Genomic DNA, 22,011 nt, shown 5'->3' with positions numbered 1-22,011 from the left:
CGCAACCGCACCTCACGCCTCCCCAGCCTCGTCGCTCACTCCGTTCGCGACTCCCTCGCGCGTGCTGTCTCGCGGCCGCCCCCGGCGGCCGCTCGCAGGCACGCGCCACCGCGGATTGTTTTATAAACAGTTGTGCGGTCAGGGCCGCACTCGCGCTCCTACTCCACGCGGTCGCGGGCGGCGGCGACGAGCATCGGGAGCATCACCGTCGCGTCGCCGTAGACGGAGGCGTTGCGCGCGTCCTTCTCCAGCTTCCCCCACGAGCGCGCCTCTTCGAGGGTCGCGCCCGAGAGCCCGCCGGTCGCCTCGGGATCCATCGTGATCTGGACGGCGTAGTCGTACGCGCGCGGCGTCACGAGCATCGTCTGGAGCGTGAAGTTCTTCGGGACGCCGCCGCCGACGAGCAGGCAGCCCGCGTCGTCGGCCTCGAACGCGAGGTCGGTCAGCTCCGTCATGTCGGCGAGCGCGTCGAGGGTGAAGTCCGCGGTCTGGGCGTACATCCACGCCTGAAGCCCCAACACGGAGTCTTGGACCGCGGGACAGTAGACCGGCACGTCGCACTCGTAGGCCGCGGCCGCGACGCCCGGCCCCTCCGGGACGCCGTCGCGCTCGTTCACCTCAGCGTTCGCGCGGCCGAGCTCCCGCGTGAGGTCCGCGATGGAGACGGCGTCGGTGCCGTCCGCGTCCGGGTCGGCCTCCAGCGCCGGGAACACCTCCTCGCGGAGGTGGCCCTCGAACTCCGCGAAGTGCTCCTGCGGGAGGTAGACGTTGTAGATGCGGTCGACGCCCTCGTCGCGGAGCCCCTCGTCGTGCTCGCGGAGGCTCTTCTCGGGGTCGTGAGTCCGCCCGTGGTGGTGTTTGCCGCCGATCGCCTCGATGGCGTCGTGCGTGAGGTTCGCCCCGGTGGTCACCAGCGCGTCGACGTAGCCGTCGCGGATCAGGTCGGCGACGATCCGGCGCATCCCCGCGGGCACCATCGCGCCGGCGAGCGAGAGGAACACGGTACAGTCGTCGTTCTCGAACATCTCAGCGAGCACGTCGCCCGCCTCGTTGACGGCGGCGGCGCCGATCCCGGCGTCCCCGTAGCCCTCGACGAGCTCGCTCACCGTCATCCCGGCGGTCGCGCGCGTGTGCCCCACCGGGTCCTCGCCGAACTCCTCGCGGTGCGGCTCGTGGCCGTCGTGCGCGTCGTCGCTGTGGTCGTGGTCGGCGTCGTCCCGCGCCCCATCGTCGCTGTCGGTCATGGCTCCGGATGGGGCCGGCGCGCGTTTGAAACGACCGATCCGGGCGTGAGTCGCCCGCGACGTCGCGGCTCTGCTACCCGCCGCTCACCGGCGGGAACAGCGCCAGCTCGTCGCCGGCCTCCAGCGTCGCGTCGAGCCCGTCGTCGCGGCGGACGCTCTGCCCGTTCCGGAGGACGTTGATGTGGTCCGCGACGGTTCCGTCCTCGATGACGCGCTCCCTGAGGTCGGGATGCGCGTCCAGCAGCGCGTCGAGCGCGTCGCCGACCGTCTCGCCCGGCTCCGCGTCGACGGTCACGACCCGGTCGCCCGCGATCTCGGCGAGGTCGGCGAACAGCTTCCACTCCATGGCGGATCGCCGCGCGCGCGGCTCAAGAGCGTTGCGTCCCGTCGGCGGCGTCCGAGCGGGTCGCTTCGCCGTCGAGGGGGTCGGCTCCCCCGTCGGGGTCGTCCGGATCGCCGTCGCCCGTCGCCGACCGGCCGTCGATGTCCTCCCCTCGCCGGGCCGCGGCGGCCGCCTCGAACGACCGGATCGCGTCCGGGCGCCCGACGAGGTACACCAAGTCGTCGGCGCCGAAGGCGTACGCGCGCGGCGGGATCGGCTGAACGGACCCCCCCGACGGGCGGACCGCGGCGACGACGGCGCCGACCTCACCGACGGTGCTGCCGTCGAGGTCGCTCCCGGCCGAGACTGTCACCGAGGCCATCGTCTCGTCCGCGTTCCGCAGCAGCGAGGCGAACTCTCGGTCCGCCTGCGGCTCCGCGGGAAGCGTCACGACCCGATACCCCTCCTCGTCCGTCAGCCGTTCGGCGTCCGACTCGTCGAGCGCGACGGTGACCGCGTCGCCGGCGACGCCGCGCAGCTCGCCGGTCGCGACGCGCTCCGGCTCCGGCTCGTCGCGCCACAGCTGAACCGTGTCGCCGACGGTGGCGTTGTTCGGCGGGTCGGCCGACACCGCGATCGCCGCCGACCCCGGCGCGAGCGTCGGGCCGAGCCCCGCGGCGCGGGAGCCGACCGCGAAGTAGTCGACGGCTCCGTCCGCGCCGAGGTCGACGTCGACGTAGCCGACGCCGTACTCGTCTTTGAGTCGGCCGACGAGTCGCTCCCGAAGGTCCGCCTCCGAGAGCTTCCGCGGGAACAGCAGCGTCGTCTCCGCGAGCTCGGCCTTCTTCTCCGGCGAGACGGGGTCGTACGTGTCCATGTCGCCGATCTCGTCGGCCGGCGGGAGCGTCACCGCGGTGAACCGTCCGACCGCGCGGACGACGCCGCTCAGTTCCCCTTCGAGCTGCTTGGCGCCGGAGAGGGCGAACACGTCGACCGCGAGGCGATCGCCCGCGTACCGACCGACGGGAGCGAGCACCGCCGCGACGCCGAGCGAGACGAGGTTGAAGAAGACGCTTTCCGGCGCCAACAGCGCCGGGTTGTCGCCGACCGCGACCGACCCCAGCGAGGTCGTGTTGAGGTACAGCGCGACGACCGAAACGCCGAGCAGGCCGGTCACTCCCTCGGGGATCTCCGTCCGGAAGTACCAGCGGTACGCCAGCGCCGCGCCCCCGGCGACGAGGACGGCGACGACCGCGAACGTGAGGAGGGTGACCGCCGCCTGCCGCGGCTGGGCGAAGCCGACGTCGACGGCGGCGAGGACGACGGGGACCGCGTCGACGGCGGTGAAGGAAGCGAGGGCCGCGTCGACGGCGGCGAGGACGGCGAGCGCGGGGGTCACGCCGCCACCTCGGCGAACCGGTCGAGCGCGTCTCGGCTCCCGACGACGAACAGGTCGTCGCCCGCCGACAGGGGCTGCGACCCGTCGGGCGCGACGCGCCACGAGTCGTGACGGGCGGCGAGGACGGCCACGTCGTACGTCTCGCGGACCTCCGCCTCGCCGATCGTGTGGCCGTCCAACGGACCGTCAGCGACGACGGAGACCTTCCTGAACCGCTTCCCGGCCCGCCGCAGGAGGGCCGTGAGCTCGTACTCGCGGCGGGTGCCCCGCGACAGCACCAGCACGCGCCCGCGGTCGGCGCGGAGGAGCGCCGCCGCCTCGGAGCGGTCGAGCGCGAGCGTCACCCGTCCCTCGCCGCCGGTCGTCGTTGGCGCGGTCGCCGCCGGCGGGGCGGCGACCTCGGCCTCGCCGCCGTCGGTCCGAGCGTCCTCGTCCGGGTCCGGAGTCGCGCCGTCGCCGCCGGGAGAGTCGGGCGCGGGCGGCGCGCCGGCGCCCGGCTCCGGCTCTCCGCTCGACCGGGCGGCGATCACGGCGCCCTCCGCGTCGAGGTCGGGCGTGACCACGCGGACGACGTCGCCGCGGGCGATGCCGGTCGGCACGAGCGCCGACACCGACACTGCGCGCTTCCCGGCCGGGACACGCTTCGAGAGCGCACCGGTCGGCGGCGCGGCGGAGACCGTCGCGCGGGCCTGCTCGTCGATCCGGACCGCCACGTCGGCGAGGTCGAGTTCGGTCCGGAGCCGCTCCGCGAAGCGGTCTTCGAGCTCCGCGAGCGGGAGGTCGGCGGGGAACGTCCAGTCGCCGTCGAGGATGGCGCGCCGCGTGTCGGCCGGCAGCGGCGGGTACCCCTCCATGTCGTTCACCTCGCCGGCGACCTCGACGGAGACGCGCCCCCGGCCGCCGACGAGCTCGATCACGTCGGTCGAGAGCGTCCGGTCGCGGAGCTGCTTGAGCGAGATTCGCTTCGGAACGCTGGCGCCGAGCCGGTCGCCCTGCGCGTGGGCGTACATCGAGATCATCAACACCACGACGATCGCCGTGAGGATCGCCGGCGCGCGCTCCGATGACCGTATCGTCTCGTCGTTGAGCGCGAGCAGGCCGCCGTTGACGCCGGCGATCGCGAGCGACAGCACGACCACCCCGAGCCCGGGGATCGTCACGTCGGTCACGTACTTGAACACGAACCCGAGGGTCCCGGCCACCAGCGCGGGGACGATCCCGGTGATGACGCCGAGGTAGACGCCGAAGACGATCTCGACGGGCAGCGACATACCCGTGTCAACCGACGGGTCGGTTAAACGTGTATCGGCGCGAGAGCCGGGCGGCTCGGGGAAGGCCCGGACTCGATCGGCCTCGCGGGGTTTAAGTTCGATCTCGGCGACCCGGGGGTATGGAGCTGACCCGGGACTGGGTGACCGTTCGAGCGTCGATCCTCCTGACGTTCGCGGTCGCGGTGTTGTCGATCCTCGCCGGGCTCGCCCAGATCGGCGGGCTCGGCGTCGACGGGCCGCTCGCCCCGTACGTGCCCGGCGTCGTCCGGCAGACGGTCGGCTTCACGGGGACGATCACCGGCTTCGCGATGTTCGGGAGCGGCTTCGCGCTGCGGAACGGGTACCGCGTCGGGTGGTACTCGGCGGCGGTGTTGCTGCCGCTGACGGCGCTTCAGGGCTTGATGCAGGCGTCGGTCCTGTCGTTCCCGCTCGTGGCGCTGTCCGTCCTGTCCGCGCCGACGCTCGTGATCAACCGCGGGCGGTTCGACCGCTCGTTCAGCCCGTCGCCGACGCAGTTGGCCGCGGGCGCGGCGCTCGTGGGAGCGGTGGCGTACGGGACGGTCGGGTCGTACGCGCTCCGCGACCAGTTCGAGGGGATAGAGACGATCGTCGACGCGTTCTACTTCACCGTCGTCACCGCCTCGACGGTGGGGTACGGGGACGTACACCCGGCGGCCGGCCCGGCCTCCGACATCGCACAGCTGTTCGCGCTCTCCTCGCTCGTGGTGAACGTCGCCGCCTTCGCGGTGGCGCTCGGGGTCCTCCTCACGCCCGCCATCGAGGCGCAGCTCTCCAAGGCGCTCGGAAAGATGACAGACAGACAGATAGACCTCCTCGACGACCACGTCCTCGTGTTAGGCTACGGGGACCTGACGGAACCGATTCTCGAAGAGCTCGCCGCCCGCGACGGCGTCGAGTACGCCGTGGTGACGCCCGACGAGACGGTCGCGCGCCGCCTCGCCGACCGCGATATCCCGGTGTACACCGCGGACCCGAGCGACGTCGAGCCGCTCGAACGAGTGAACCTCGCCGGCGCCAGCGCGGTGGTCGCCGCGACCGAGGACGACGCGCGGGACGCGCTCGCGATCCTCACCGCCCGGCAGCTCAACCCGGACGTGCGGATCGTCGCGGCGGCGACCCAACGGGAGAACGTCGACAAGCTCCGCCGGGCCGGCGCCGACCAAGTGATATCGCCGTCGACGCTCGGCGGCCACATCCTCGTCGACTGCGCGTTCGGCGCCGACAGCAAGGACGCGACCGAGGGAATCCTCGACGACGTCGACCTCGACGACTGAGCGCGGGCGACGCCGAGCGCGGCGGCCCCCGAACCCCACCTCGCCGGTGACGCTCAGCGGCTCCGGCGACCCTTCGTCTGGCGGTAATCTCGGCTCAACACGTTCTCGCGCATGTGATCGCGGAAGGCGTCCGCCTCGTCGTCGCTCATCTCGACCGGCTCTTTCATCGGCACGAGCTCGAACCCGCGGCCGCGGATCGTCGTCGCGTGTTCGGCGTCGACGTCGAACGAGTCCGGCCGGCGCGTCGTGTACTCGACGGCCAGTTCGCGGAGCGGTCGGTCGCCGACCGGCACGATGATCTGCGGGTTTATCATCCGGATCTCCGCGTTGAGGAACGGTTCGCAGGTGTCGACCTCGCGGTCCGTCGGATCGCGGTCGGGATGTCGACAGCGCGTCAGGTTCGTGACGAAGAGGTTCTGTACGTCCGGCTCCGCGGCGTCGGGCGCCGACCGGACGAATCTGAGGTCGGCGAAGATCGACTGGACGCGCTCGCCGCCATCGTCGCCGGTGAAGGGGACGCCGTTGCGCTCGGCGGCCGCCGTCGGCGCGGTCCCCACGACGAGGAACTCGGCGCCGACGTCGCCGTAGCCGTGGACGACGCGGTCGCGGGCGCCGCACAGCTCGTCGCAGTTCTCGCAGTCGGCGTCCATTCCGAACGGGTTCTCGAACTCCGTCTGGTTCGCGTCCACGGTCGGAGTGGACGCCGCGCACCCCTAAACGCTCCGGCGCGCGGCCGGGGGCGAAGAGAGCGGTGGGGAAAGCGAGGAGGACGAAGCGAGCGGGGAGAAGAGCGACGCGCTCGCGTCAGTTGGGGACGTAACAGTCGCCGTCGCAGTCGACGAGCCCCTCGCTGCGGAGGGTTTTCAGGATGCTGTACAGGGAGAGCTTCTTCATCCCGAGCGACTCGCCCATCTCGGAAACGGTCGCGTCGCCGTTCGTCGTCAGGTACAGGTACACCAGCTTGGCGCGGGGCGACTGGAGCTCCCGGGGTAACGCCGGAGCCGCCGCGGACGCGGGTTCCGTCTCGATCATCTTGTCCGATCCGTTGAGTTCGACGATAATAAATCCCCTATTCAACAGTCGTCGAAACACGCCGAACGCGTCGGAGAGAGCAAAACGACGCCGATATAGAGGTTTTCGCACAGGAGACGTCGATCGACGAACGGCGTGTCGACGCGTATCGACGCCATATTTCGACCGTCGTCGGATAAGGAATCGTGAACGATCCGGTGGGACGCGCCGGACCGCGACGCCGCGCGCCGAACCGGCTCAGTACGAGCGGGTCTTCGGCTCGTACGTCTTGTTCTCGCCTTCGAGGACGACCGGCTTGTACCACAGCTCCGGCTCGCCGTCGTTCCACGAGATGAGCGTGTGTTTCAGCCACTCGTCGTCTTTGCGCTCCTGGTGTTTCTTGCGCCAGTGGGCGCCCCGGAACTCCTCGCGGGCGAGCGCGCCCATCGTCAGCGCCTCCGCGATGTCCAAGATGTTACGCGTCTCGATCGTGTGGATGAGGTCGGTGTTGAACGTCCGCGACGGGTCCGACACCGCGACGTCCTTGTACGCCTCGCGCGCCTCGCGGAGGTCTTCGAGGGTCTCCCCGAGCCGGTCCTCCTCGCGGAACACGTTGACGTTGGCCGTCATCGTCTCCTGGACCGCGGAACGGATCTCCGCGTGGTTGCGGCCCTCCCGCGAGAGCAGTTCCTCGACGCGCTCCTTCGCCCGGCCGACGGCGCCGCCGACGACGCTCTCGGCGTCGGTCGCCACGGCGCCGCCGTCGGCCGCGGCGGGGCCCGAGTCGCCGGTCTCGCCGACCTCGACGCCGAACTCGTAGTCGGCGGGCTGCCAGTCGCCGGAGCGGCCGGTCTCGATCTCCGCCTCGCCCATCTCCTCGCCCGCGGCGTGGCGACCGGCGCGCTTGCCGAAGACGATGAGCTCGGGCAGGGCGTTCCCGCCGAGCCGGTTCGCGCCGTGAACGGAGGCGCACGCGCACTCGCCGGCGGCGTACAGCCCGTCGATGACGGTCTCGCCGAACTCGTTCGTCTCGATGCCGCCCATCGCGTAGTGCTGGCCGGGCTTGACCGGCATCGGCTCCGTCAGCCCGTCGGCCCCCTCGAAGTCCTCCGCGAGGTGGAGGATGTTCTCCAGCCGGTCGAGGATCCGCTCCTCGCCGAGGTGCCGCATGTCGAGGTGGACGTACTCGTCCTCGATGCCGCGGCCCTCGTTGACCTCGGTGAGCTCGGCGCGGGAGACCACGTCGCGGGAGGCGAGCTCGCCGTCGTTGTTCGCGTAGCCGTGCTCGAACATGAACCGCTCGCCGTCCTCGTTGTAGAGGATACCACCCTCGCCGCGGACGCCCTCGGAGATGAGGACGCCGGTCGACGGCAGCGTCGTCGGGTGGAACTGGATGAACTCCATGTCCTCCATCGGGACGCCGGCGCGGTACGCCATCGCGACGCCGTCGCCGGTGTTCGCCACCGCGTTGGTGGTGTGGTCGAACACCTGCCCCATCCCGCCGGTCGCGAGGATGACGCCGTCCTCGGCGCGGAACCCGTTGATCTCACCGCTCTGGATGTCGTAGGCGACGACGCCGTGGCAGGTCCGCTCCGCGGGGTCGTCCTCGTCGGTGACGGCGAGATCCATCACGTGCCACTCGTCGTACACCGTAATTCCTCGTTTGACCACCTGCTCGTACATCGTGTGGAGCATCTGGTGGCCGGTCTCGGCGCCCGCGTACGTCGTGCGCGGGAACGAGAGGCCGCCGAACGGCCGCTGGGAGACGCGTCCGTCGTCCTCGCGGGAGAACGGCATCCCCCAGTGTTCGAGGCGGATGACCTCCTCGGGGCTCTCCTGACAGAGCGCCTCGACCGCGGGCGCGTCGCCGAGGTAGTCGGACCCCTTCATCGTGTCGTACGCGTGGTCCTCCCAGGAGTCGGCGTCGCGCAGCGCCGCGTTGATACCGCCCTCTGCCGCGCCCGTGTGCGACCGGACGGGATGGAGCTTCGACACCATCGCCACGTCCGCGCCCGCTTCCTGTGCCGCGATCGCCGCCCGGAGTCCGGCCCCGCCGGCCCCGACGACGACGACGTCGTGTTCGTACATTGTTGGGATGTAATTTCGTAGGTTCCGGAGTCCCTTGATACTGTCTGTCGGGATTACCAGAACTTCAGGTTGTTTTTGACCGCCTCGCGCTTCAGCTCCTGGATGTGCTCGGTGAGGGGGATGTCCTTCGGACACACCTCCGTACAGGAGAACTGGGTCTGGCACCGCCAGACGCCGTGCTCCTGCTCGATGATCTCCAGCCGCTTCTGTTTCATCTCCTCGCCCTCGCGCTCGTCCATCGCGAACCGGTACGCCTTGTTGATCGCGGCCGGCCCGAGGTACTCGTTGTCGCCCGCGGCGATGTTACACGAGGACATACACGCGCCACACCAGATACAGCGCGTGGACATCTTGATCTTCTCGCGGTTCTCCCGGTCCTGTCGCTGCTCTTCGAGTTCGCCGTCCGGGTACTCGTTCGTCTGGAAGTACGGCTCGACGGCCTCCATCTGGTCGTAGAAGTGCTCCATGTCGACGACGAGGTCCTTCGTCACCTCGGCGTGGGGGAGCGGTTCGACGCGGACCGGCTGTTGGAGGTCCGAGATCTGCGTCTTACACGCCAGCTTCTGGCCGCCGTTGACGAACATGGCGTCGGACCCGCACACCGCCTGCCGGCAGGAGTGCCGGAACGTGAGCGAGGAGTCGTACGTGTCGCGCGCGTACATCAGCGCGTCGAGGACGGTCATCCCCTTCGTGAACGGGACGTGGAACGTGTCGAACCGCGGCTCCTGTTTCCCCTCGACCTGCGGGTCGTAGCGGAACACCTTCAGCTCGACCGTACTCTCGTCGGCGGCCGCCTTCTCGGCCTCCTCCTCCTGCCGCTGTTCGCGGCGCTCGGCCGCGCGGCGCCGCTTCTCGGCGCGGCGCTCGTCGCCCTTCGAGGCGGGCTCCGTCTCGGCGTCGGTCTCGGTCGATTCCTCGGTCTGTTTCGGAATTTGCGTGCTCATGGTCGGTTCAGTAGAGTCCGATGCCCGCCCACGCGTTCGCGGTGCGGATTCCCTGCGCGATCAGCACGACGCTCGCGGCGACGAGCGTCCACTTGATCACGGTGCGTTTCGTGCCGGTGAGCCCCTGGTTCACCAAGGCGTTGTAGACGCCGTTGACCCCGTGGAACGTCGCGGTCACGAGGAAGAGGATCATCAGCGAGTAGTAGCTCAGCTGCTCCATCCGCGCCGAGCTGGCGAGGAACGACACCTCGTCGGCGTGGTGGACGAAGTGGAGCAGGAAGAAGTGGAACGCCAGGACGACCAGCAGGAAGACCGCCGTGACCCGCTGGAGGAACCACATCCGGCCGCCGGACTGGAACGAGGAGTAGCGCTCGGCCATCTCAGAACGCCCCCGCGATGAACGTCGGCACGGACGCGACGGTGATCGCTCCGGTCAAGATCAGCGACGCGTAGAAGCTCTTGTCCTGTGCGTCCAGCCCGACGCCGAGGTCGGTGAGGAGGAGTCGGGTCCCGTTGAGCATGTGGAAGACCGCCACCGCGAGCAGGCCGACCTCGAGGAGGCGAACGAGCAGCAGTCCCTCCAAGGAGACGATCGTCTGGGTGTACACGTCGTTTCCCGCAGCGATCGCCGCCTCGCCGGCACCGGCCGCCGGGATCCCCGTGCTCAACACGGCGATGTGCGTGAACAGGTACCCGATGAGCACCCATCCGGTGAACTTGTGGAAGATCCACGCCCACATCCCCGCCTCGAACTCCCGCCAACGGCCGAAGTCCTCGATGAGGCCTCGATTGTACGACTGACTCATACCTAACGGTTCTGAACCGGGGTCGTATAGTAGTTACTAACACGGCGGCGCTCGCTCCCACGTCCGGGAACTCGGCGGCGGCTCGCGACCGAGACGAGTCGTTCCGGAGCCGCATCGTGGGTCGCTCCAGAGCCGCGCCGTGGGGTCGCTCCAGAGCCGCGCCGTGGGGTCGCTCCAGAGCCGCGCCGTGGGGTCGCCCCAGAGCCGCCCCGTGAGACGTGGTTCCACGCCGCGAGTCGTCGCGGAAGCCTTATATGTGCCAGTCACGCTTCTTCGGTCGCAATGGCGAAAGGCGAAGTTGACTTCTTCAACGACACTGGCGGCTACGGTTTCATTTCGACTGACGACGCGGACGAGGACGTGTTCTTCCACATGGAGGACGTCGGCGGCCCGGACCTCGAAGAGGGTCAGGAAGTCGAGTTCGACATCGAGGAGGCGGACAAGGGTCCGCGCGCGTCGAACGTCACCCGTCTGTAAGTCGGCGACGGCACCCGAGGCGAATCGGCTTTTCGACTGTTCTCGTTCCCCGAGCGGCGGCGCCGAACCGCGTTCCGCCGTAAGCGACGGACCGCGTCGGCGACGGTCGGACGCGCCGTCGAGCGACCCGACCGATAGGGATTTACCGCTCGTTGACTGACCGGTCAGTCAATGAGCGACTCGCCGAGCGCGGCAGCGGAGATCATGGACGGGGTGTACAGCGCCCTCCGCGCTCACGGCTACGCCGACCTGACGATGCAGGACATCGCCGACGAGTGTTCGAAGAGCAAGTCGCTGCTCCACTACCACTACGACACGAAGGAGGGCCTGCTCGTCGCCTTCATGGAGTACATCGTCTCCGACTCCGAGGAGCGGATCGCGGCCCGCGCCGACGACCCGCCCGTCGAGCGGCTGGTCCAGTTCATCGGGTGGTTCGTCTTCGCCCCCGACGAGACCGACCTTGAGGCGTTCCACATCGCGTTACAGGAGCTTCGGACACAGGGGCCGTTCAACGAGCGGATCCGCGAGCAGCTGGCGCGCAGCGACCGGCTGCTCCGGGGGACCGTCGCCGACATCCTCGCGGACGGCATCGAGGCCGGCGTCTTCCGCGAGGTCGACGTCGAGGAGACGGCGGCGATGATCGTGGCGACGCTCGACGGCGCGCGAACTCGGCAGATCACGCTCGCCGACTCCGTGCGCGACGACGGGGACGACGGCTACACCCGCACCGTGGCCGAGGCGACCCTGCGGCGGATCGTCGAGCCGCTGCTCGTCGAGGGAGTGGAGCTACCACCGCTCGACGCGTCGATCGAGGCGCTCCGGCGGGATCCGGACTCGGACGCGAACGGAGGCGCGGACGCCACCGAATGAGCCGCCTCGGGTTCGAGCGGCCGCCGCCGGTGCTGCTCGCGGTGATCGCGAGCACCTTCTTCGTCGGCTTCGGCGGGGGCGTCGTCTTCCCGATCCTCCCGAATCTCGGCGCCGTCCTCGGCATCTCGGCGTTCATGGTCGGCGTGATACTCTCGGCGAACCGGTGGGTGCGGCTCGTCGCGAACGCGCCCGCCGGCGCCCTCGTCGACCGGTACGGGACGCGGACGCCGTTCGTCGTCGGCCTATTCGTCGAGGGGGTCGCCACGCTCGGCTACGTCGTCGCGCTCGCCGTCCCGGCGGGGATCGCGCCCGAGGTCTGGTTCCTGCTCGCGCGGGTCCTCTGGGGGTTGGGGTCGGCGGCCGTGTTCGCGACCGCCTACACCATCGCGGCCGACCTCTCGGACAGCGGCGATCGCGGGACGAACATGGGGATCGTCCGCGGCGGGATCACGATGGGGTTCCCGGCCGGGCTGGTCCTCGGCGGCGTCGTCTCCGCGGTCGCGGGCAACGTCGCCGCGTTCGCCGTCGCCGCCGCCTTCGCGCTGACCGCGAGCGTCGTCGCGTACCGGTACGTGCCGGAGACGCACGTCACGGGCGACCGCTCCGGCGACTCGATCAAGCCGTGGGAGGTCGACACCGCCGTCCCCGCCGTGACGGTCGGGCTGGTCAACTTCGGGCTGATGTTCGCGTACATCGGCGCGCTGTTCTCGACGCTCGTGCTGTTCCTCGGCGCGAACGACATCTCGCTGTTCGGGCTCGCCCCGCAGGGCACCTCGGGGCTGTTCATGGCCGGCACGGTCCTCTCGGCGGCGTTCTTCATGCTCGTCGGCGGGCGGATCTCCGACACCCGGGAGTCGCGGACGCCGATCCTCGTGACGTTCCTCGTCGTCTCGTTCGTCGGGTTCCTGCTGCTCGCGCGGGCCGGCTCGGTCCTCTCTCTGGGGCTCGCCTGCGTCTTCATCGGCGCCGGGCAGGGCGGGACGAGCGGTCCGATGATGGCGCTGCTCGCGGACCTCACGCCCGACGAGCGGATGGGGCGCGCGTCGGGGACGAACAACGTCCTCGGCGACGTGGGCGGCGGCCTCGGGCCCATGGTGTCGCTCCCGCTGATCGAGGCGATCGGATTCACGCCGATCTACGCCGCCTGCGCCGCCCTCCCGCTCTTGGCCGGTGTCGTCCTCCTCTTCGGCGTCCGTCGGGAGACCGGCACGTTCCTCCCCGGGCGCGTCGCGGACGAGACCGCCCCGAACCAGCGGTCGAACGCGGCGGATCCGTAGACGCGACGATGGCCCTTATAAATAGACGGCGGTGCGTGCCTGTGAGCGGTCGCCCCCGGCGACCGCGAACAGCACCGCGCGAGGGAGTCGGCCGACCGGAGGGAGGCCGACGAGGTTGGGGAGGTGTGAGGTGCCGTGCGGGGCGGGACTCGAAGGGGCAGTCACCGGCGGCTTCGCAGCCGGTTGCCCGTGGCGCTATCCGACAACCCGTCCTTATAAATCGTCACTCCGCTCGACGACCGCGACGCGACCCAGTTCGGAGGTGTGCGAATCGCTGACTCCCCCTACCCGAAAGAACAACCGTTAAAAGTCGGCAACGGGTTTGTACGGACATGGCTGGAACTATCGAAGCGCTCGTCCCCGGCGGGCAGGCCAACCCCGGCCCGCCGCTCGGTCCCGAGCTCGGACCGACGCCGGTGGACGTTCAGGACGTCGTCGCGGAGATCAACGATGAGACCGCCGCCTTCGACGGCATGGAGGTACCCGTCACCGTCGAGTACGACGACGACGGCTCCTTCACCATCGAGGTCGGTGTGCCGCCCACCGCGGAGCTCATCAAGGACGAGGCCGGCTTCGAGACCGGCTCCGGCGAGCCCCAAGAGAACTTCGTCGCCGACATGTCCATCGAACAGGTGAAGACGGTCGCCGAGCAGAAGTCGAGCGACCTGCTCGCGTACGACACGAAGGCCGCCGCCAAGGAGGTCGGCGGCACCTGCGCCTCCCTCGGCGTCACCATCGAGGGCGAGGACGCCCGGACGTTCGACGACCGCGTCGACGCCGGCGAGTACGACGACGTCCTCGACGAGTAACGCTCCGTTCCGCGGTTCTCCGCTTTTTCAGCGTCGCTTTCGATTCCGACCGGTTACACCGCGGGCCGCTCAGCGGGCTCCGGCTCGGGCGGCTCCGCACCGACCGGCCGCACGTCGGCCCACGTCCAGCCGACGATCGCCGCCGCGGCGACGAGCGCGTAGAACTGGACGAACACGCCCGCTATCGTCCCGAGTACCGGGACCACCGAGAGGACGCCGATGGCGAGCGCGCCGGCGAGGACGACCACCGCCGCGGTGAGCCACCCCGTCGCGTACGCCCGCTTCGTGACGACGCCCCAGAGCGCGCCGAGCGCGAAGCCGTCGCCGACCCGCCCCGAGTCCGCCACCGCGGCCAGCGCCGCGGGCGTCACGTAGAGGCCGACGAGCGAGACGAGGAGGGCGACCAGCCCGGCGACGAGGACGAACGCGCCGACGACGAACGTGCCGAGGAAGGTCCCCGCGCCGCCGTCGCCGGTCCCGGGCACCACGACGAACGCGCTGAGGCTCACTACCGCGGCGGCAGCGGCGACCGCGAGCGGCAGCAGCGAGTAGACGAACGCGACGGCGAACGCCTTCAGCCCGTCGACGAACAGGTCGCCCCACGCGGAGAAGGTCGGCGGGTCGTCGTCGCCGTCGGCGGTCCGCCGCAGGACCCGCGTCAGGTAGCCGAAGACGAGGATCGAGGGGATGACGAGCGGGCTCGCTAACAGCAGGAGCCCGCCGATGACGGCGGTCGTGACGGCGTCGTCGCCGTCGCGGAGGTAGGTGAGCGATGCTTCTATCATGGTGATTCTCACGCTCTCCACGCGGCGTGCGCTATTAAAGTAGTACGACGGCGATCCGCGACAACCGTCGGTGACCGCGGTTCGGTCGCGGCCCGCGACGGGCGGAGCCGACGGCTTTTATCCGACTCGGTCCGACACGACGGTATGCCGGATCTACATCCGATCGCGAAGCGGATCCACAACGTCCAACCGCGGCCGGTGCGGCTCGAACTCGACGGCGGCGAGACCGGCGTCTTCGAGTTCTCGTCGACGGAGTTCTTCCAGCGGGAGTTCCGCGGCGAGGGCGTTCGGACCGACGCCGACCCGGACGCCGAGTTCCGACTGATCAGCTCCGAGGATTACGAGACGATCCTGCTCGGCCGGTCCGGTCCCGACGAGGAGGGCTGGTCGATGGTCGGCGAGGTGGTCGCGGCCGAGCGCGCCGAGGAGTAGCCGGGTCGCGTCGCCGCCGGAGGAGGGCTCAACGGACGACCGTGACGGGCATCTCGGCGCGGCGGACGACGCCCTCCGCGACGCTGCCGAGGAGCACGCGCGAGAGCCCGGTCCGCCCGCGGCTGCCGACGACGACGTGGTCGAACGGGGCGGGGTCGGCGGGCTGGTCGCGGTCCGTGGTCGGCTCCGCCTCCCCCGCGGCGACGTCGATGATCGTCCTCGTCGGGCGGCCGACCTCCATGCGCGTGTCGATCTCGCGGTCGAGTGACTTCGCCGCCTCGCGTAAGATTCGCTCGCCGCGCGCGGTCGCGCCCTCGTACCACTGGTCCGCGGCGCCGGGGAATCCCCCCTCCGCGCCGGTGGTCGAGTCCGCCGGGTTGACCACGTACAGGGCCGTCAGGTCGGCGTCGGGCCACTCGTTTGCGGCGAACGAGAGCGCTTCGGCGGCCTCCGCCGAGCCGTCGACCGCGACGAGGATTCGCTTGCTCATACGCCGCGGTTCGCCCGCCGGGGTAAAAATGCCGACGACGGCTCCGGCCGGGTGGTAATCCGCCGGACGCGCCGTGAATTTGCTCGCCGCCGGTCAGTCATGGCGCGTCACGCACTCCGAGAGCCCGATCAGTTCGACGGGCTCGGAGTTGTCCGGCGAGTAGACGACCATCTGACCCTTCTCCATGTACGGGACCTTCCCGGCGAGGTTCGCGGGGATGTTGACGCTGGAGATCGCGTCCTCGTCGCCGAGGTTCAACACGATCTTCGTATTCACCTGTTTGAACACCGACTCGGCCACGTCTTGGGGGTCCTGCGTGATGAGGAACAGGCCCAGCCGTTCCTTGCGGCCCTGCTTGGCGGCCTCCGTGAACTTCTGGACCACCTTCTGCGCCTGAACGTTGTCGGCGTCGGCGAGGAAGTTGTGCGCCTCGTCCATCCCGACCAGAAGCGGCGTCTCCTTGATCCGGTCGCTCTCCGGGTCGTTCGAGAGCTTGTCGTCGACGAGCAGCCCCGCGACCGCGAGGACGACGATCTCCTTCTGCCGGGAGGTCGGCAGGTGGTAGGTCGGGATCACGGAGAGTCCGCCCGGGCGGACGAGGGTGTGGTCGAGCTCCGTGATCGGCTTCGCGTCCTGGTCGAACACGCCGCTCGGGACGCCCCGGACGCGTCGCTTGACGGCGTCGAAGGTCGCCTCGTGGATCCGACCGCTCTCGTGGAGCTCCTCTTTCAGCGCCGGGTCGTCGAGGAACGAGAGGAACTGGCTGTAGGTGCCCGAGTCGCCGTAATCGTCGAAGAACCGGTTGATGAGCGTCAGCAGCGCGGGGTACTGGTTGTCGTTGAGGCCGGACCCCGCCACGAGCCACGGCATCTCCCGCGCCAGCGAGAAGGGGATCGTGAACTCGACGCGCTCGGCGCGGTGGCCCTCCCCGGGGTACGTCGCGTTCGCGACCCGGGGGACCAGGGCGACGGTGTCGTCGTGGCCGCCGTGGGCGATCCCCTCGCGCTCCAACCGCCGGGCGAACGCGTCGTCGAGGTCGTCGTTGTCGTCGTGCATCTGCGCGTACTCGTCCTGCGGGTCGAACTGGACGACCGCCATCCGCGACTCGCGGCCGTCGCCCATCGGGTACGTCCGGTCGGAATCGAGGTACTGCCGGAGGACGTTCTTCGAGGCGTGGGTCTTCCCGGAGCCGGTGCCGCCGGCGACGAGCGTGTGGCGGAAGGCGAGGGGGTCGCCGTCGGCGTAGTCGTCCTTCACCCGGTAGTCAACCGTGGGGGGCTCCGCCGCGGTCCGGACCTTCTCGCCGCCGACGGAGAGGTGCCCGAGGAAGACGCCGTCGTCGGGGATCTTCAGCCCCGTCTTGATCTCGGCGTCGTCGGCCGCCTCCTCGACGACGGCGCCGGGCTTCGGCACCCGGTCCGTCATCCGGCGTTTCATCTCGTCGCCCTCGCCGTAGACGACGGACATCGGTTCGAGGTCGGCGACGAACTTGTAGTCGCGCTCGGCGAACTCGTCGCGACGCATCTGCCGGCGGGCGTGGATCTCGGTCGCGTCGTCCGACTGGAACTCCTGTGCGTACTCCAACCCCGTGATCCGGCAGAACAGCCGCTCGCCGTCGGGGTACGGGATCAGGAGGTACTTCCCGAGCCGCACCGACTCGCGGTTCCCGGTGGTGACGAACGCCTTCAGCGACGTCTCGTCTTCCTCCTCGGCGACGCGGAGCCCCTGCGAGACCGACACGACGCCGAGACCCGAATCCGTGCCCGCCGGCGTCGCCTCGTAGTCGGCGAACGCGTCGTCCTCGGCGTCGCGTTCGGCCGTCTCGGCCGGGACCTCGGCCGCGCTCCCGCCGTCGGCCGCGGACTCGCCCGCGTGCTCGGCGGGGTCGACCTCGTCCGGGGCGGCGGCGTCATCGCCCTCATCCGCGGCGTCACCGTCACCGGTATATTCGGTGAAATCCTCCAGCGTCATGGCCTACTCACCGGTCGCCGGGCCGAAAGCGTTTGCCCTCGCGGCGCGGGCGATTCCCGACCCCGACTCGACGGTCGCGGCGCCCTTATCCCGCTCGACACCGTACCCGTGGCATGATACTCGTTCGCGGCAGCGGCGGCGGGACGGACCTCACCGGAACGGTGTTCGAGCGCGGCGAGGAGCCCCCCGCGTACAAGGGCGCGCCGGACGAGGACGCGCCGTACGTGTGGGTGTGCGACTCGTTCTACGAGGTCGAGAGCGGGGGGTCGCCGCTCGTCGTCGACGGCGAGGAGATCCGCGTCGCCTTCGAGGAGCCGATGCCCCGCGGGTTCGACACCCGTGAGCAGGCGGTCGAGGCGGCCCGCGAACACGTCCGGACCCAGTTCGCCCGGATCGGCGTCGACCCCGACGACGTCGACGTCGAGGTGACCGCGGCGGACCCGGCCTGAGCGCCCGCGGAACCCCCTCGTGGTTTTACCAGCCTCGCCACGGTACGGGGTCGTATGACAGATCCGTCGGAGGAGTTCGACCCCGGGTCGCGCGAGGAGCGCGAGGTCGCCGCCGAGGCCGCGACCGACCGCTCCGACTTCCTCTCGCTGATGGCCCACACCTACCGCGGCGAACTCGGCCGGACGAGCTCGTGGCGGACCCGCATCGACCGGACGACCAACTGGGCGGTGGTGGTGACCGCGTCGCTGCTCACGTGGACCTTCTCCAGCGAGTCGCGGCCGCACTACGTGTTGCTCATCGGACTCGTCATGCTCAGCGTCTTCCTCGGGATCGAGACGCGCCGGTACCGCACCTTCGACGTCTGGCGGTCGCGGGTGCGGCTCTTAGAGGAGAACGTGTTCGCGAACGCGCTCGACCCGGAGGGCGTCGAGCAGTCGAACTGGCGCGGACTCCTGAGCGAGGACCTCCGCGAGCCCACAATCAAGATGCCGACCGTCGAGGCGGTGTCCCGGCGTCTTCGCCGGGTGTACGCCCCGCTCTTCGCCGTCCTCGTCGCCGCGTGGGTCGTCAGGCTCACCGTGTTCACGCCCTCCGGGAACGGCGTCGTCGCGACCGCGGCGGTCGGCGCGGTCCCCGGCGCGCTCGTGCTCGCGGGAGTCGCCGCGTTCTCCCTCGTCGCGCTGGCGCTGACGCTCCGGCGGGCCCCGCGGCGGGCCAAAGGCGAGATGCAGGCCGCCGAGACCGCGGACGAGTGGAAGTGACCAGACGGTCGTCCCCTCGAAGCGCGACGCGGCGACCCGCGACTCCCGCAACCCCTTTTCGCTCCCGGCCCGACCGGACCGTATGACCGAGCTACCGGACCGCGTCGCCGGCGACGCGCGGACGAGCGACTTCGGGTGGGACCTCCTCACAGACCTGACCGACATCGGGAACCGCATGGCGGGGTCGACCGGCGAGCGCCGCGGCGCCGAGCGCGTCGTTGAGGCGTTCGAGGCGGCCGGCCTGCGGAACGCCGGCCTCGACGAGTTCGAGATCCCCGGCTGGTGGCGCGGCGAGTCGTCGCTGTCGGTGTCGGGCGCCGTGGAGCGGCACCACGAGGACTCTCACGAGGTGATCGCGCTGCCCGGGACGCCGAGCGGCGAGGTGACGGCGCCGCTCGTCGACGTCGGCGACGGCACGGACGAGGAGTTCGCGGCCGCGGGCGACACGCTGGAGGGGGCGGTCGCGATGGCATCCTCGCGCACGCCGGAGAGCCGCGACCGCTGGATCCACCGGATGGAGAAGTACGTCGCGGCGTCGGAGCGCGGCGCGGTCGGCTTCGTCTTCCGGAACCACATCGAGGGGGCGCTCCCGCCGACCGGCGAGATCGGCTACCACAACCGACCGGGCCCGATCCCCGCGGTCGGGGTCTCGAAGGAGGTCGGCGACCGCCTCGCGCGGCTGGCCGAGGCCGCCGACGCTGACGGCCTCGCGGAGGGCGACGGCCCGACCGTCTCGCTCGACGTCGACTGCCGGAACGAGCCGACGACCTCGGTGAACGCGGTCGCGGAGGTCGGTCCCGACACCGACGAGGCGGTGTACCTCACCGCGCACGTCGACGCGCACGACGTGAGCGACGGCGCCAACGACAACGGCGCCGGGTCGGCGCTCGTCGCCGAGGTCGGCCGCCTGCTCGCGACGGTCGAGGGCGACCTCGACACGCGGGTCCGGCTCGTCACGTTCGGCTCCGAGGAGATCGGGCTGTGGGGGGCGTACCACGCCGCGGAGACGACGCCGCGGGAGGAGATCGCCTGCGTGGTCAACCTCGACGGCGCGTGTAGCTCGCGGACCCTCCGCGTCGGGACGAACGGCTTCGACGGGATGCGCGCGGTCTTCGAGGACGTGGCGGACACGTTCGACGCCCCGATCACGACGAGCGAGACGATCTCGCCGCACGGCGACCAGTGGGCGTTCGTTCAGGAGGGGATCCCGGCGGTGATGGCTTCGACGACGAGCGACCAGTCCGGGCGCGGCTGGGGCCACACCCACGCCGACACCCTCGACAAGCTCGACTCGCGTGACCTCCGCGAGGTGGCGACGCTCGTCGCGGCCGCGGTGTACCGGTTCGCGACCGGAGAGACAGAGCCGGAACACCGGTCGCGGGAGTCGATCCGCGACGCCATCGACGAGGGGTACGTCGAGGAGCTGAAGACGGGCGGGCGGTGGCCCTACGAGGAGTGATCGCGGCGCGGTAGGGCGGTCGCGGACTGACTGTCCGTAGGACGGGCGAAAGCGTAGCTATTACAGACGCGTCTCTCGTCGACGGACACCGTGAATCCGTCAACCCGCCACTGTGTGGCATCAGTTGCGGCGTACGTGTACCGGTCCCCGCTTGCCGAACGATGAACTCCAACCGATCGCTCGAAATCCTCGTCGTGGGGATTCTCTACATCTCCGTGTTCGTGGCGGTAGTCGGACCGACGCTCGAATCGCTCACTGGTTTGGAAACGCTCTCCGTGGAAACCACGAGAGGCGTTGAACGCACGTGGGACTTGGTTTCGAATCCACAGGGCTGGTTGCTCTGTCTCGGCTACGTCCCGGTTCACTTCGCGTACCTGTTCGTCCGCGCACGGCTCGCTGGGGAATCGGTCGACTCCTACTGGGAGTAGCGATTCCCGACGTTTCACCGAGATCCGCGGTGCCGCAGTCGACGGGTCGACTGCCCTCCGTGTTCGGCAAGCGGTTCGTACCAGAATTCGAAGAAACTGCGAGACCGATCGACTCCGACGGCGTCGCGCCCGGCGGCTCACCGGCGACTCGCCGGCGCGCCCCGAGCCGACGCCGCCTCACTCCTCGTCGGAGCCGTCGCAGACGCCGAGCGGGAGCGACTCGGGGACGTCGCCGTCGGCGTCGAGGCCGGCGTACGCGTCGTCGATGAGCCGGGCCAGTTGCGTCTCGGGGCTCACGCCGCGGGCGGCGGCGAGGGCCGCCAGCCGCTCGTACTGCTCGTCCGGCACGGACACCGTTCCCTCGTCCATGCGCGGCGCTCCGTCCCCAAGCTACAAAAGCGTTGGTCTGCGTCGGGTTAGGTCGGCTCCGTCGGGTTCACGACCGGTCTGTCTCGCGCGCGGGGCCGACCGGCTCTCCCTCGGCGAACCGGTCGAACAGCGCGTTCATCACCGCCGACTCGGCGCGCGAGAGGTGCTCCCACACGGTCGTCGAGCCGAGCCCCAGCTCGGCCGCGACCTCCTCGACGCCGACGCCGCCGCCGTGGTCGTAGTAGCCCGCGGCGATCGCGGTCGCAAGGACCTCCCGCTGCCTGTCGGTGAGGCCGTCGAGGAGCCCCGAGGCGGGGAGCTACGGGGAGCGCTCGATCGACGCGAGCTCCACGTTCCGGGCCAGCTCGACGTCGTTGCCGCCGCGTTCGAGCTCGCTCATCACCGCCGAGAGGTCGTCGTCGTCCTCCAGGTACGCCGTCCAGCGCTCGACCCCGCCGGAGATGGTCGTCCCCGTTCGGTAGTGGATCCCCATCCGCGAGAACCGCTCCCCGATCCCGTCCCAGTCGGCCGCCGACGCGTCGATCGTCAGGGCGACGTACGCGTGGGTGCCCTCGATCGGCGCGAGCGGCTCCGCGGAGACGATCAGGTCGAACTCGCGGAACTCCTCGACGAACGCGTCGATCTCCGCCGGCGGTCCGGTGAGCTCCGCGATCCGCTTGCGCTCGGGGCCGCTCCCGGTCATCGAGGAGACCGACCGGTACCGCACCTCCGGGTGGCGCGCGCTCACCTCGCACTCCGGCTCCCCCGCGTGGTGGATCCGGAACGTCACTTCCCGCATGGAAGAAACGGAGGGCGCCGAGGTTCAAACGGGTTCCGGACCCGTCGCGAGCGATTTATACCCGGGACCGTGCTACCGTCGGCGTGGTGGCGATGACGAGTCGGTTACCCCCACTGAGCCCCTTGTGACGACGGGTTTCCACCGAGCCACCGTTTCGACGCCCGCCAGCCTCGGGGCCGCCGCTCGCGGTTGCGTCCGGAGCGCGGTGAAAGTGGTTTCAGGCAGTCTTGAGGCGTCGCTGTCGTGCGGTTTCG

The 22,011-nt window shown here is 70.3% G+C and carries 24 protein-coding genes and 1 pseudogene; 10 read left to right on the top strand and 15 right to left on the bottom strand.

Going from position 1 to position 22,011, the window contains the following annotated elements:
- Positions 1 to 158: 158 nt before the first annotated feature.
- The 4 genes from EXE46_RS01940 to EXE46_RS01925 form a co-directional block, all read right to left on the bottom strand.
- Entirely contained in the window at positions 159 to 1,244 is a 1,086-nt protein-coding gene (locus tag EXE46_RS01940; protein ID WP_137686815.1) for a deoxyhypusine synthase, read from the bottom strand.
- Between the two features lie 73 nt (positions 1,245 to 1,317).
- On the bottom strand, positions 1,318 to 1,590 hold the full coding sequence (locus tag EXE46_RS01935) for a ubiquitin-like small modifier protein 1 (RefSeq protein WP_137686814.1): 273 nt from the start codon (positions 1,588 to 1,590) through the stop codon (positions 1,318 to 1,320).
- Positions 1,591 to 1,612: 22 nt separating this feature from the next.
- Positions 1,613 to 2,965, bottom strand: coding sequence for a TrkA C-terminal domain-containing protein (locus EXE46_RS01930; protein WP_137686813.1), 1,353 nt, complete (start codon positions 2,963 to 2,965; stop codon positions 1,613 to 1,615).
- The gene (locus tag EXE46_RS01925; protein WP_137686812.1) at positions 2,962 to 4,236 is read right to left on the bottom strand and encodes a potassium channel family protein; all 1,275 of its coding nucleotides are present in this window, start codon (positions 4,234 to 4,236) and stop codon (positions 2,962 to 2,964) included. The genes EXE46_RS01930 and EXE46_RS01925 overlap by 4 nt, the downstream gene beginning before the upstream one ends.
- Positions 4,237 to 4,355: 119 nt before the next feature.
- On the opposite strand from EXE46_RS01925, the gene EXE46_RS01920 reads away from it, so the two are divergent.
- On the top strand, positions 4,356 to 5,531 hold the full coding sequence (locus EXE46_RS01920; RefSeq protein ID WP_137686811.1) for an NAD-binding protein: 1,176 nt from the start codon (positions 4,356 to 4,358) through the stop codon (positions 5,529 to 5,531).
- Between the two features lie 53 nt (positions 5,532 to 5,584).
- Here EXE46_RS01920 and EXE46_RS01915 read toward each other — a convergent pair whose 3' ends face one another.
- The 6 genes from EXE46_RS01915 to sdhC all read right to left on the bottom strand — a co-directional run bounded on the left by EXE46_RS01915 (position 5,585) and on the right by sdhC (position 10,380).
- Positions 5,585 to 6,220 carry a uracil-DNA glycosylase family protein gene (locus EXE46_RS01915; protein WP_137686810.1) on the bottom strand — a complete coding sequence of 212 codons (636 nt, stop codon included), beginning with the start codon at positions 6,218 to 6,220 and terminating at the stop codon, positions 5,585 to 5,587.
- Between the two features lie 115 nt (positions 6,221 to 6,335).
- Positions 6,336 to 6,563, bottom strand: a complete 228-nt coding sequence (locus EXE46_RS01910) for a helix-turn-helix domain-containing protein (RefSeq protein WP_137686809.1) — start codon at positions 6,561 to 6,563, stop codon at positions 6,336 to 6,338.
- A 237-nt stretch (positions 6,564 to 6,800) separates the two neighbouring features.
- Positions 6,801 to 8,630: an FAD-binding protein gene (locus tag EXE46_RS01905; RefSeq protein WP_137686808.1), complete on the bottom strand. Its 1,830-nt coding sequence runs from the start codon at positions 8,628 to 8,630 to the stop codon at positions 6,801 to 6,803.
- Between the two features lie 53 nt (positions 8,631 to 8,683).
- On the bottom strand, positions 8,684 to 9,574 hold the full coding sequence (locus EXE46_RS01900; protein WP_137686807.1) for a succinate dehydrogenase/fumarate reductase iron-sulfur subunit: 891 nt from the start codon (positions 9,572 to 9,574) through the stop codon (positions 8,684 to 8,686).
- A 7-nt stretch (positions 9,575 to 9,581) separates the two neighbouring features.
- A complete protein-coding gene (locus tag EXE46_RS01895) occupies positions 9,582 to 9,953 on the bottom strand; it encodes a succinate dehydrogenase hydrophobic membrane anchor subunit (protein WP_004596874.1) in 372 nt (123 codons plus the stop codon).
- Between the two features lies 1 nt (position 9,954).
- Positions 9,955 to 10,380, bottom strand: coding sequence for a succinate dehydrogenase, cytochrome b556 subunit (gene sdhC / locus EXE46_RS01890; protein ID WP_137686806.1), 426 nt, complete (start codon positions 10,378 to 10,380; stop codon positions 9,955 to 9,957).
- Positions 10,381 to 10,662: 282 nt separating this feature from the next.
- Between sdhC and EXE46_RS01885 the strand changes: the two genes are divergently transcribed.
- The 4 genes from EXE46_RS01885 to EXE46_RS01870 all read left to right on the top strand — a co-directional run bounded on the left by EXE46_RS01885 (position 10,663) and on the right by EXE46_RS01870 (position 13,813).
- On the top strand, positions 10,663 to 10,857 hold the full coding sequence (locus EXE46_RS01885; RefSeq protein ID WP_004596869.1) for a cold-shock protein: 195 nt from the start codon (positions 10,663 to 10,665) through the stop codon (positions 10,855 to 10,857).
- Between the two features lie 171 nt (positions 10,858 to 11,028).
- Positions 11,029 to 11,727, top strand: a complete 699-nt coding sequence (locus EXE46_RS01880) for a TetR/AcrR family transcriptional regulator (protein ID WP_137686805.1) — start codon at positions 11,029 to 11,031, stop codon at positions 11,725 to 11,727.
- A complete protein-coding gene (locus EXE46_RS01875; RefSeq protein ID WP_137686804.1) occupies positions 11,724 to 13,004 on the top strand; it encodes an MFS transporter in 1,281 nt (426 codons plus the stop codon). The genes EXE46_RS01880 and EXE46_RS01875 overlap by 4 nt, the downstream gene beginning before the upstream one ends.
- Before the next feature lie 332 nt (positions 13,005 to 13,336).
- Positions 13,337 to 13,813, top strand: coding sequence for a 50S ribosomal protein L11 (locus EXE46_RS01870; protein ID WP_004596863.1), 477 nt, complete (start codon positions 13,337 to 13,339; stop codon positions 13,811 to 13,813).
- A 53-nt stretch (positions 13,814 to 13,866) separates the two neighbouring features.
- Here EXE46_RS01870 and EXE46_RS01865 read toward each other — a convergent pair whose 3' ends face one another.
- On the bottom strand, positions 13,867 to 14,598 hold the full coding sequence (locus tag EXE46_RS01865) for a DUF4013 domain-containing protein (protein WP_137686803.1): 732 nt from the start codon (positions 14,596 to 14,598) through the stop codon (positions 13,867 to 13,869).
- Between the two features lie 144 nt (positions 14,599 to 14,742).
- Here EXE46_RS01865 and EXE46_RS01860 point away from each other — a divergent pair, with 144 nt between their 5' ends.
- Positions 14,743 to 15,030: a transcriptional regulator gene (locus EXE46_RS01860; RefSeq protein WP_137686802.1), complete on the top strand. Its 288-nt coding sequence runs from the start codon at positions 14,743 to 14,745 to the stop codon at positions 15,028 to 15,030.
- Positions 15,031 to 15,058: 28 nt separating this feature from the next.
- On the opposite strand, the gene EXE46_RS01855 is transcribed toward EXE46_RS01860, so the two are convergent.
- Together EXE46_RS01855 and EXE46_RS01850 are read right to left on the bottom strand one after the other, a co-directional pair.
- Positions 15,059 to 15,520 (bottom strand): universal stress protein, encoded by a 462-nt coding sequence (locus EXE46_RS01855; RefSeq protein WP_137686801.1) that lies wholly within the window; start codon positions 15,518 to 15,520, stop codon positions 15,059 to 15,061.
- Between the two features lie 93 nt (positions 15,521 to 15,613).
- Positions 15,614 to 17,491 (bottom strand): ATP-binding protein, encoded by a 1,878-nt coding sequence (locus EXE46_RS01850; protein WP_137686800.1) that lies wholly within the window; start codon positions 17,489 to 17,491, stop codon positions 15,614 to 15,616.
- A gap of 113 nt (positions 17,492 to 17,604) precedes the next feature.
- Between EXE46_RS01850 and EXE46_RS01845 the strand changes: the two genes are divergently transcribed.
- From EXE46_RS01845 to EXE46_RS01830, 4 genes are all read left to right on the top strand, one after another.
- Positions 17,605 to 17,940: a hypothetical protein gene (locus tag EXE46_RS01845; RefSeq protein ID WP_137686799.1), complete on the top strand. Its 336-nt coding sequence runs from the start codon at positions 17,605 to 17,607 to the stop codon at positions 17,938 to 17,940.
- A gap of 54 nt (positions 17,941 to 17,994) precedes the next feature.
- A complete protein-coding gene (locus EXE46_RS01840) occupies positions 17,995 to 18,702 on the top strand; it encodes a DUF2270 domain-containing protein (RefSeq protein WP_137686798.1) in 708 nt (235 codons plus the stop codon).
- 82 nt (positions 18,703 to 18,784) lie between these two features.
- On the top strand, positions 18,785 to 20,161 hold the full coding sequence (locus EXE46_RS01835; RefSeq protein WP_137686797.1) for a M28 family peptidase: 1,377 nt from the start codon (positions 18,785 to 18,787) through the stop codon (positions 20,159 to 20,161).
- 161 nt (positions 20,162 to 20,322) lie between these two features.
- Positions 20,323 to 20,589, top strand: coding sequence for a hypothetical protein (locus tag EXE46_RS01830; protein ID WP_137686796.1), 267 nt, complete (start codon positions 20,323 to 20,325; stop codon positions 20,587 to 20,589).
- A 177-nt stretch (positions 20,590 to 20,766) separates the two neighbouring features.
- On the opposite strand, the gene EXE46_RS01825 is transcribed toward EXE46_RS01830, so the two are convergent.
- Together EXE46_RS01825 and EXE46_RS01820 are read right to left on the bottom strand one after the other, a co-directional pair.
- Positions 20,767 to 20,958 (bottom strand): hypothetical protein, encoded by a 192-nt coding sequence (locus EXE46_RS01825; RefSeq protein ID WP_137686795.1) that lies wholly within the window; start codon positions 20,956 to 20,958, stop codon positions 20,767 to 20,769.
- Between the two features lie 67 nt (positions 20,959 to 21,025).
- Positions 21,026 to 21,757 (bottom strand): annotated as a pseudogene (locus EXE46_RS01820) (helix-turn-helix domain-containing protein).
- Between the last annotated feature and the right edge of the window lie 254 nt (positions 21,758 to 22,011).

This window comes from Halorubrum sp. GN11_10-6_MGM (assembly GCF_005435165.1).
Lineage (GTDB): Archaea > Halobacteriota > Halobacteria > Halobacteriales > Haloferacaceae > Halorubrum.
The sequence above is the reverse complement of the archived record's forward strand: the minus strand, read 5'-3'. Positions and strand labels throughout refer to the sequence as shown.

Excerpts from the sequence above, each read along its gene's own strand:
- EXE46_RS01940 (WP_137686815.1), bottom strand. The coding sequence starts at position 1,244 with ATGACCGACAGCGACGATGGGGCGCGGGACGACGCCGACCACGACCAC.
- EXE46_RS01935 (WP_137686814.1), bottom strand. The coding sequence starts at position 1,590 with ATGGAGTGGAAGCTGTTCGCCGACCTCGCCGAGATCGCGGGCGACCGG.
- EXE46_RS01925 (WP_137686812.1), bottom strand. The coding sequence starts at position 4,236 with ATGTCGCTGCCCGTCGAGATCGTCTTCGGCGTCTACCTCGGCGTCATC.
- EXE46_RS01920 (WP_137686811.1), top strand. The coding sequence starts at position 4,356 with ATGGAGCTGACCCGGGACTGGGTGACCGTTCGAGCGTCGATCCTCCTG.
- EXE46_RS01910 (WP_137686809.1), bottom strand. The coding sequence starts at position 6,563 with ATGATCGAGACGGAACCCGCGTCCGCGGCGGCTCCGGCGTTACCCCGG.
- EXE46_RS01905 (WP_137686808.1), bottom strand. The coding sequence starts at position 8,630 with ATGTACGAACACGACGTCGTCGTCGTCGGGGCCGGCGGGGCCGGACTC.
- EXE46_RS01900 (WP_137686807.1), bottom strand. The coding sequence starts at position 9,574 with ATGAGCACGCAAATTCCGAAACAGACCGAGGAATCGACCGAGACCGAC.
- EXE46_RS01895 (WP_004596874.1), bottom strand. The coding sequence starts at position 9,953 with ATGGCCGAGCGCTACTCCTCGTTCCAGTCCGGCGGCCGGATGTGGTTC.
- sdhC (WP_137686806.1), bottom strand. The coding sequence starts at position 10,380 with ATGAGTCAGTCGTACAATCGAGGCCTCATCGAGGACTTCGGCCGTTGG.
- EXE46_RS01885 (WP_004596869.1), top strand. The coding sequence starts at position 10,663 with ATGGCGAAAGGCGAAGTTGACTTCTTCAACGACACTGGCGGCTACGGT.
- EXE46_RS01880 (WP_137686805.1), top strand. The coding sequence starts at position 11,029 with ATGAGCGACTCGCCGAGCGCGGCAGCGGAGATCATGGACGGGGTGTAC.
- EXE46_RS01875 (WP_137686804.1), top strand. The coding sequence starts at position 11,724 with ATGAGCCGCCTCGGGTTCGAGCGGCCGCCGCCGGTGCTGCTCGCGGTG.
- EXE46_RS01870 (WP_004596863.1), top strand. The coding sequence starts at position 13,337 with ATGGCTGGAACTATCGAAGCGCTCGTCCCCGGCGGGCAGGCCAACCCC.
- EXE46_RS01865 (WP_137686803.1), bottom strand. The coding sequence starts at position 14,598 with ATGATAGAAGCATCGCTCACCTACCTCCGCGACGGCGACGACGCCGTC.
- EXE46_RS01860 (WP_137686802.1), top strand. The coding sequence starts at position 14,743 with ATGCCGGATCTACATCCGATCGCGAAGCGGATCCACAACGTCCAACCG.
- EXE46_RS01855 (WP_137686801.1), bottom strand. The coding sequence starts at position 15,520 with ATGAGCAAGCGAATCCTCGTCGCGGTCGACGGCTCGGCGGAGGCCGCC.
- EXE46_RS01850 (WP_137686800.1), bottom strand. The coding sequence starts at position 17,491 with ATGACGCTGGAGGATTTCACCGAATATACCGGTGACGGTGACGCCGCG.
- EXE46_RS01845 (WP_137686799.1), top strand. The coding sequence starts at position 17,605 with ATGATACTCGTTCGCGGCAGCGGCGGCGGGACGGACCTCACCGGAACG.
- EXE46_RS01840 (WP_137686798.1), top strand. The coding sequence starts at position 17,995 with ATGACAGATCCGTCGGAGGAGTTCGACCCCGGGTCGCGCGAGGAGCGC.
- EXE46_RS01835 (WP_137686797.1), top strand. The coding sequence starts at position 18,785 with ATGACCGAGCTACCGGACCGCGTCGCCGGCGACGCGCGGACGAGCGAC.
- EXE46_RS01830 (WP_137686796.1), top strand. The coding sequence starts at position 20,323 with ATGAACTCCAACCGATCGCTCGAAATCCTCGTCGTGGGGATTCTCTAC.
- EXE46_RS01825 (WP_137686795.1), bottom strand. The coding sequence starts at position 20,958 with ATGGACGAGGGAACGGTGTCCGTGCCGGACGAGCAGTACGAGCGGCTG.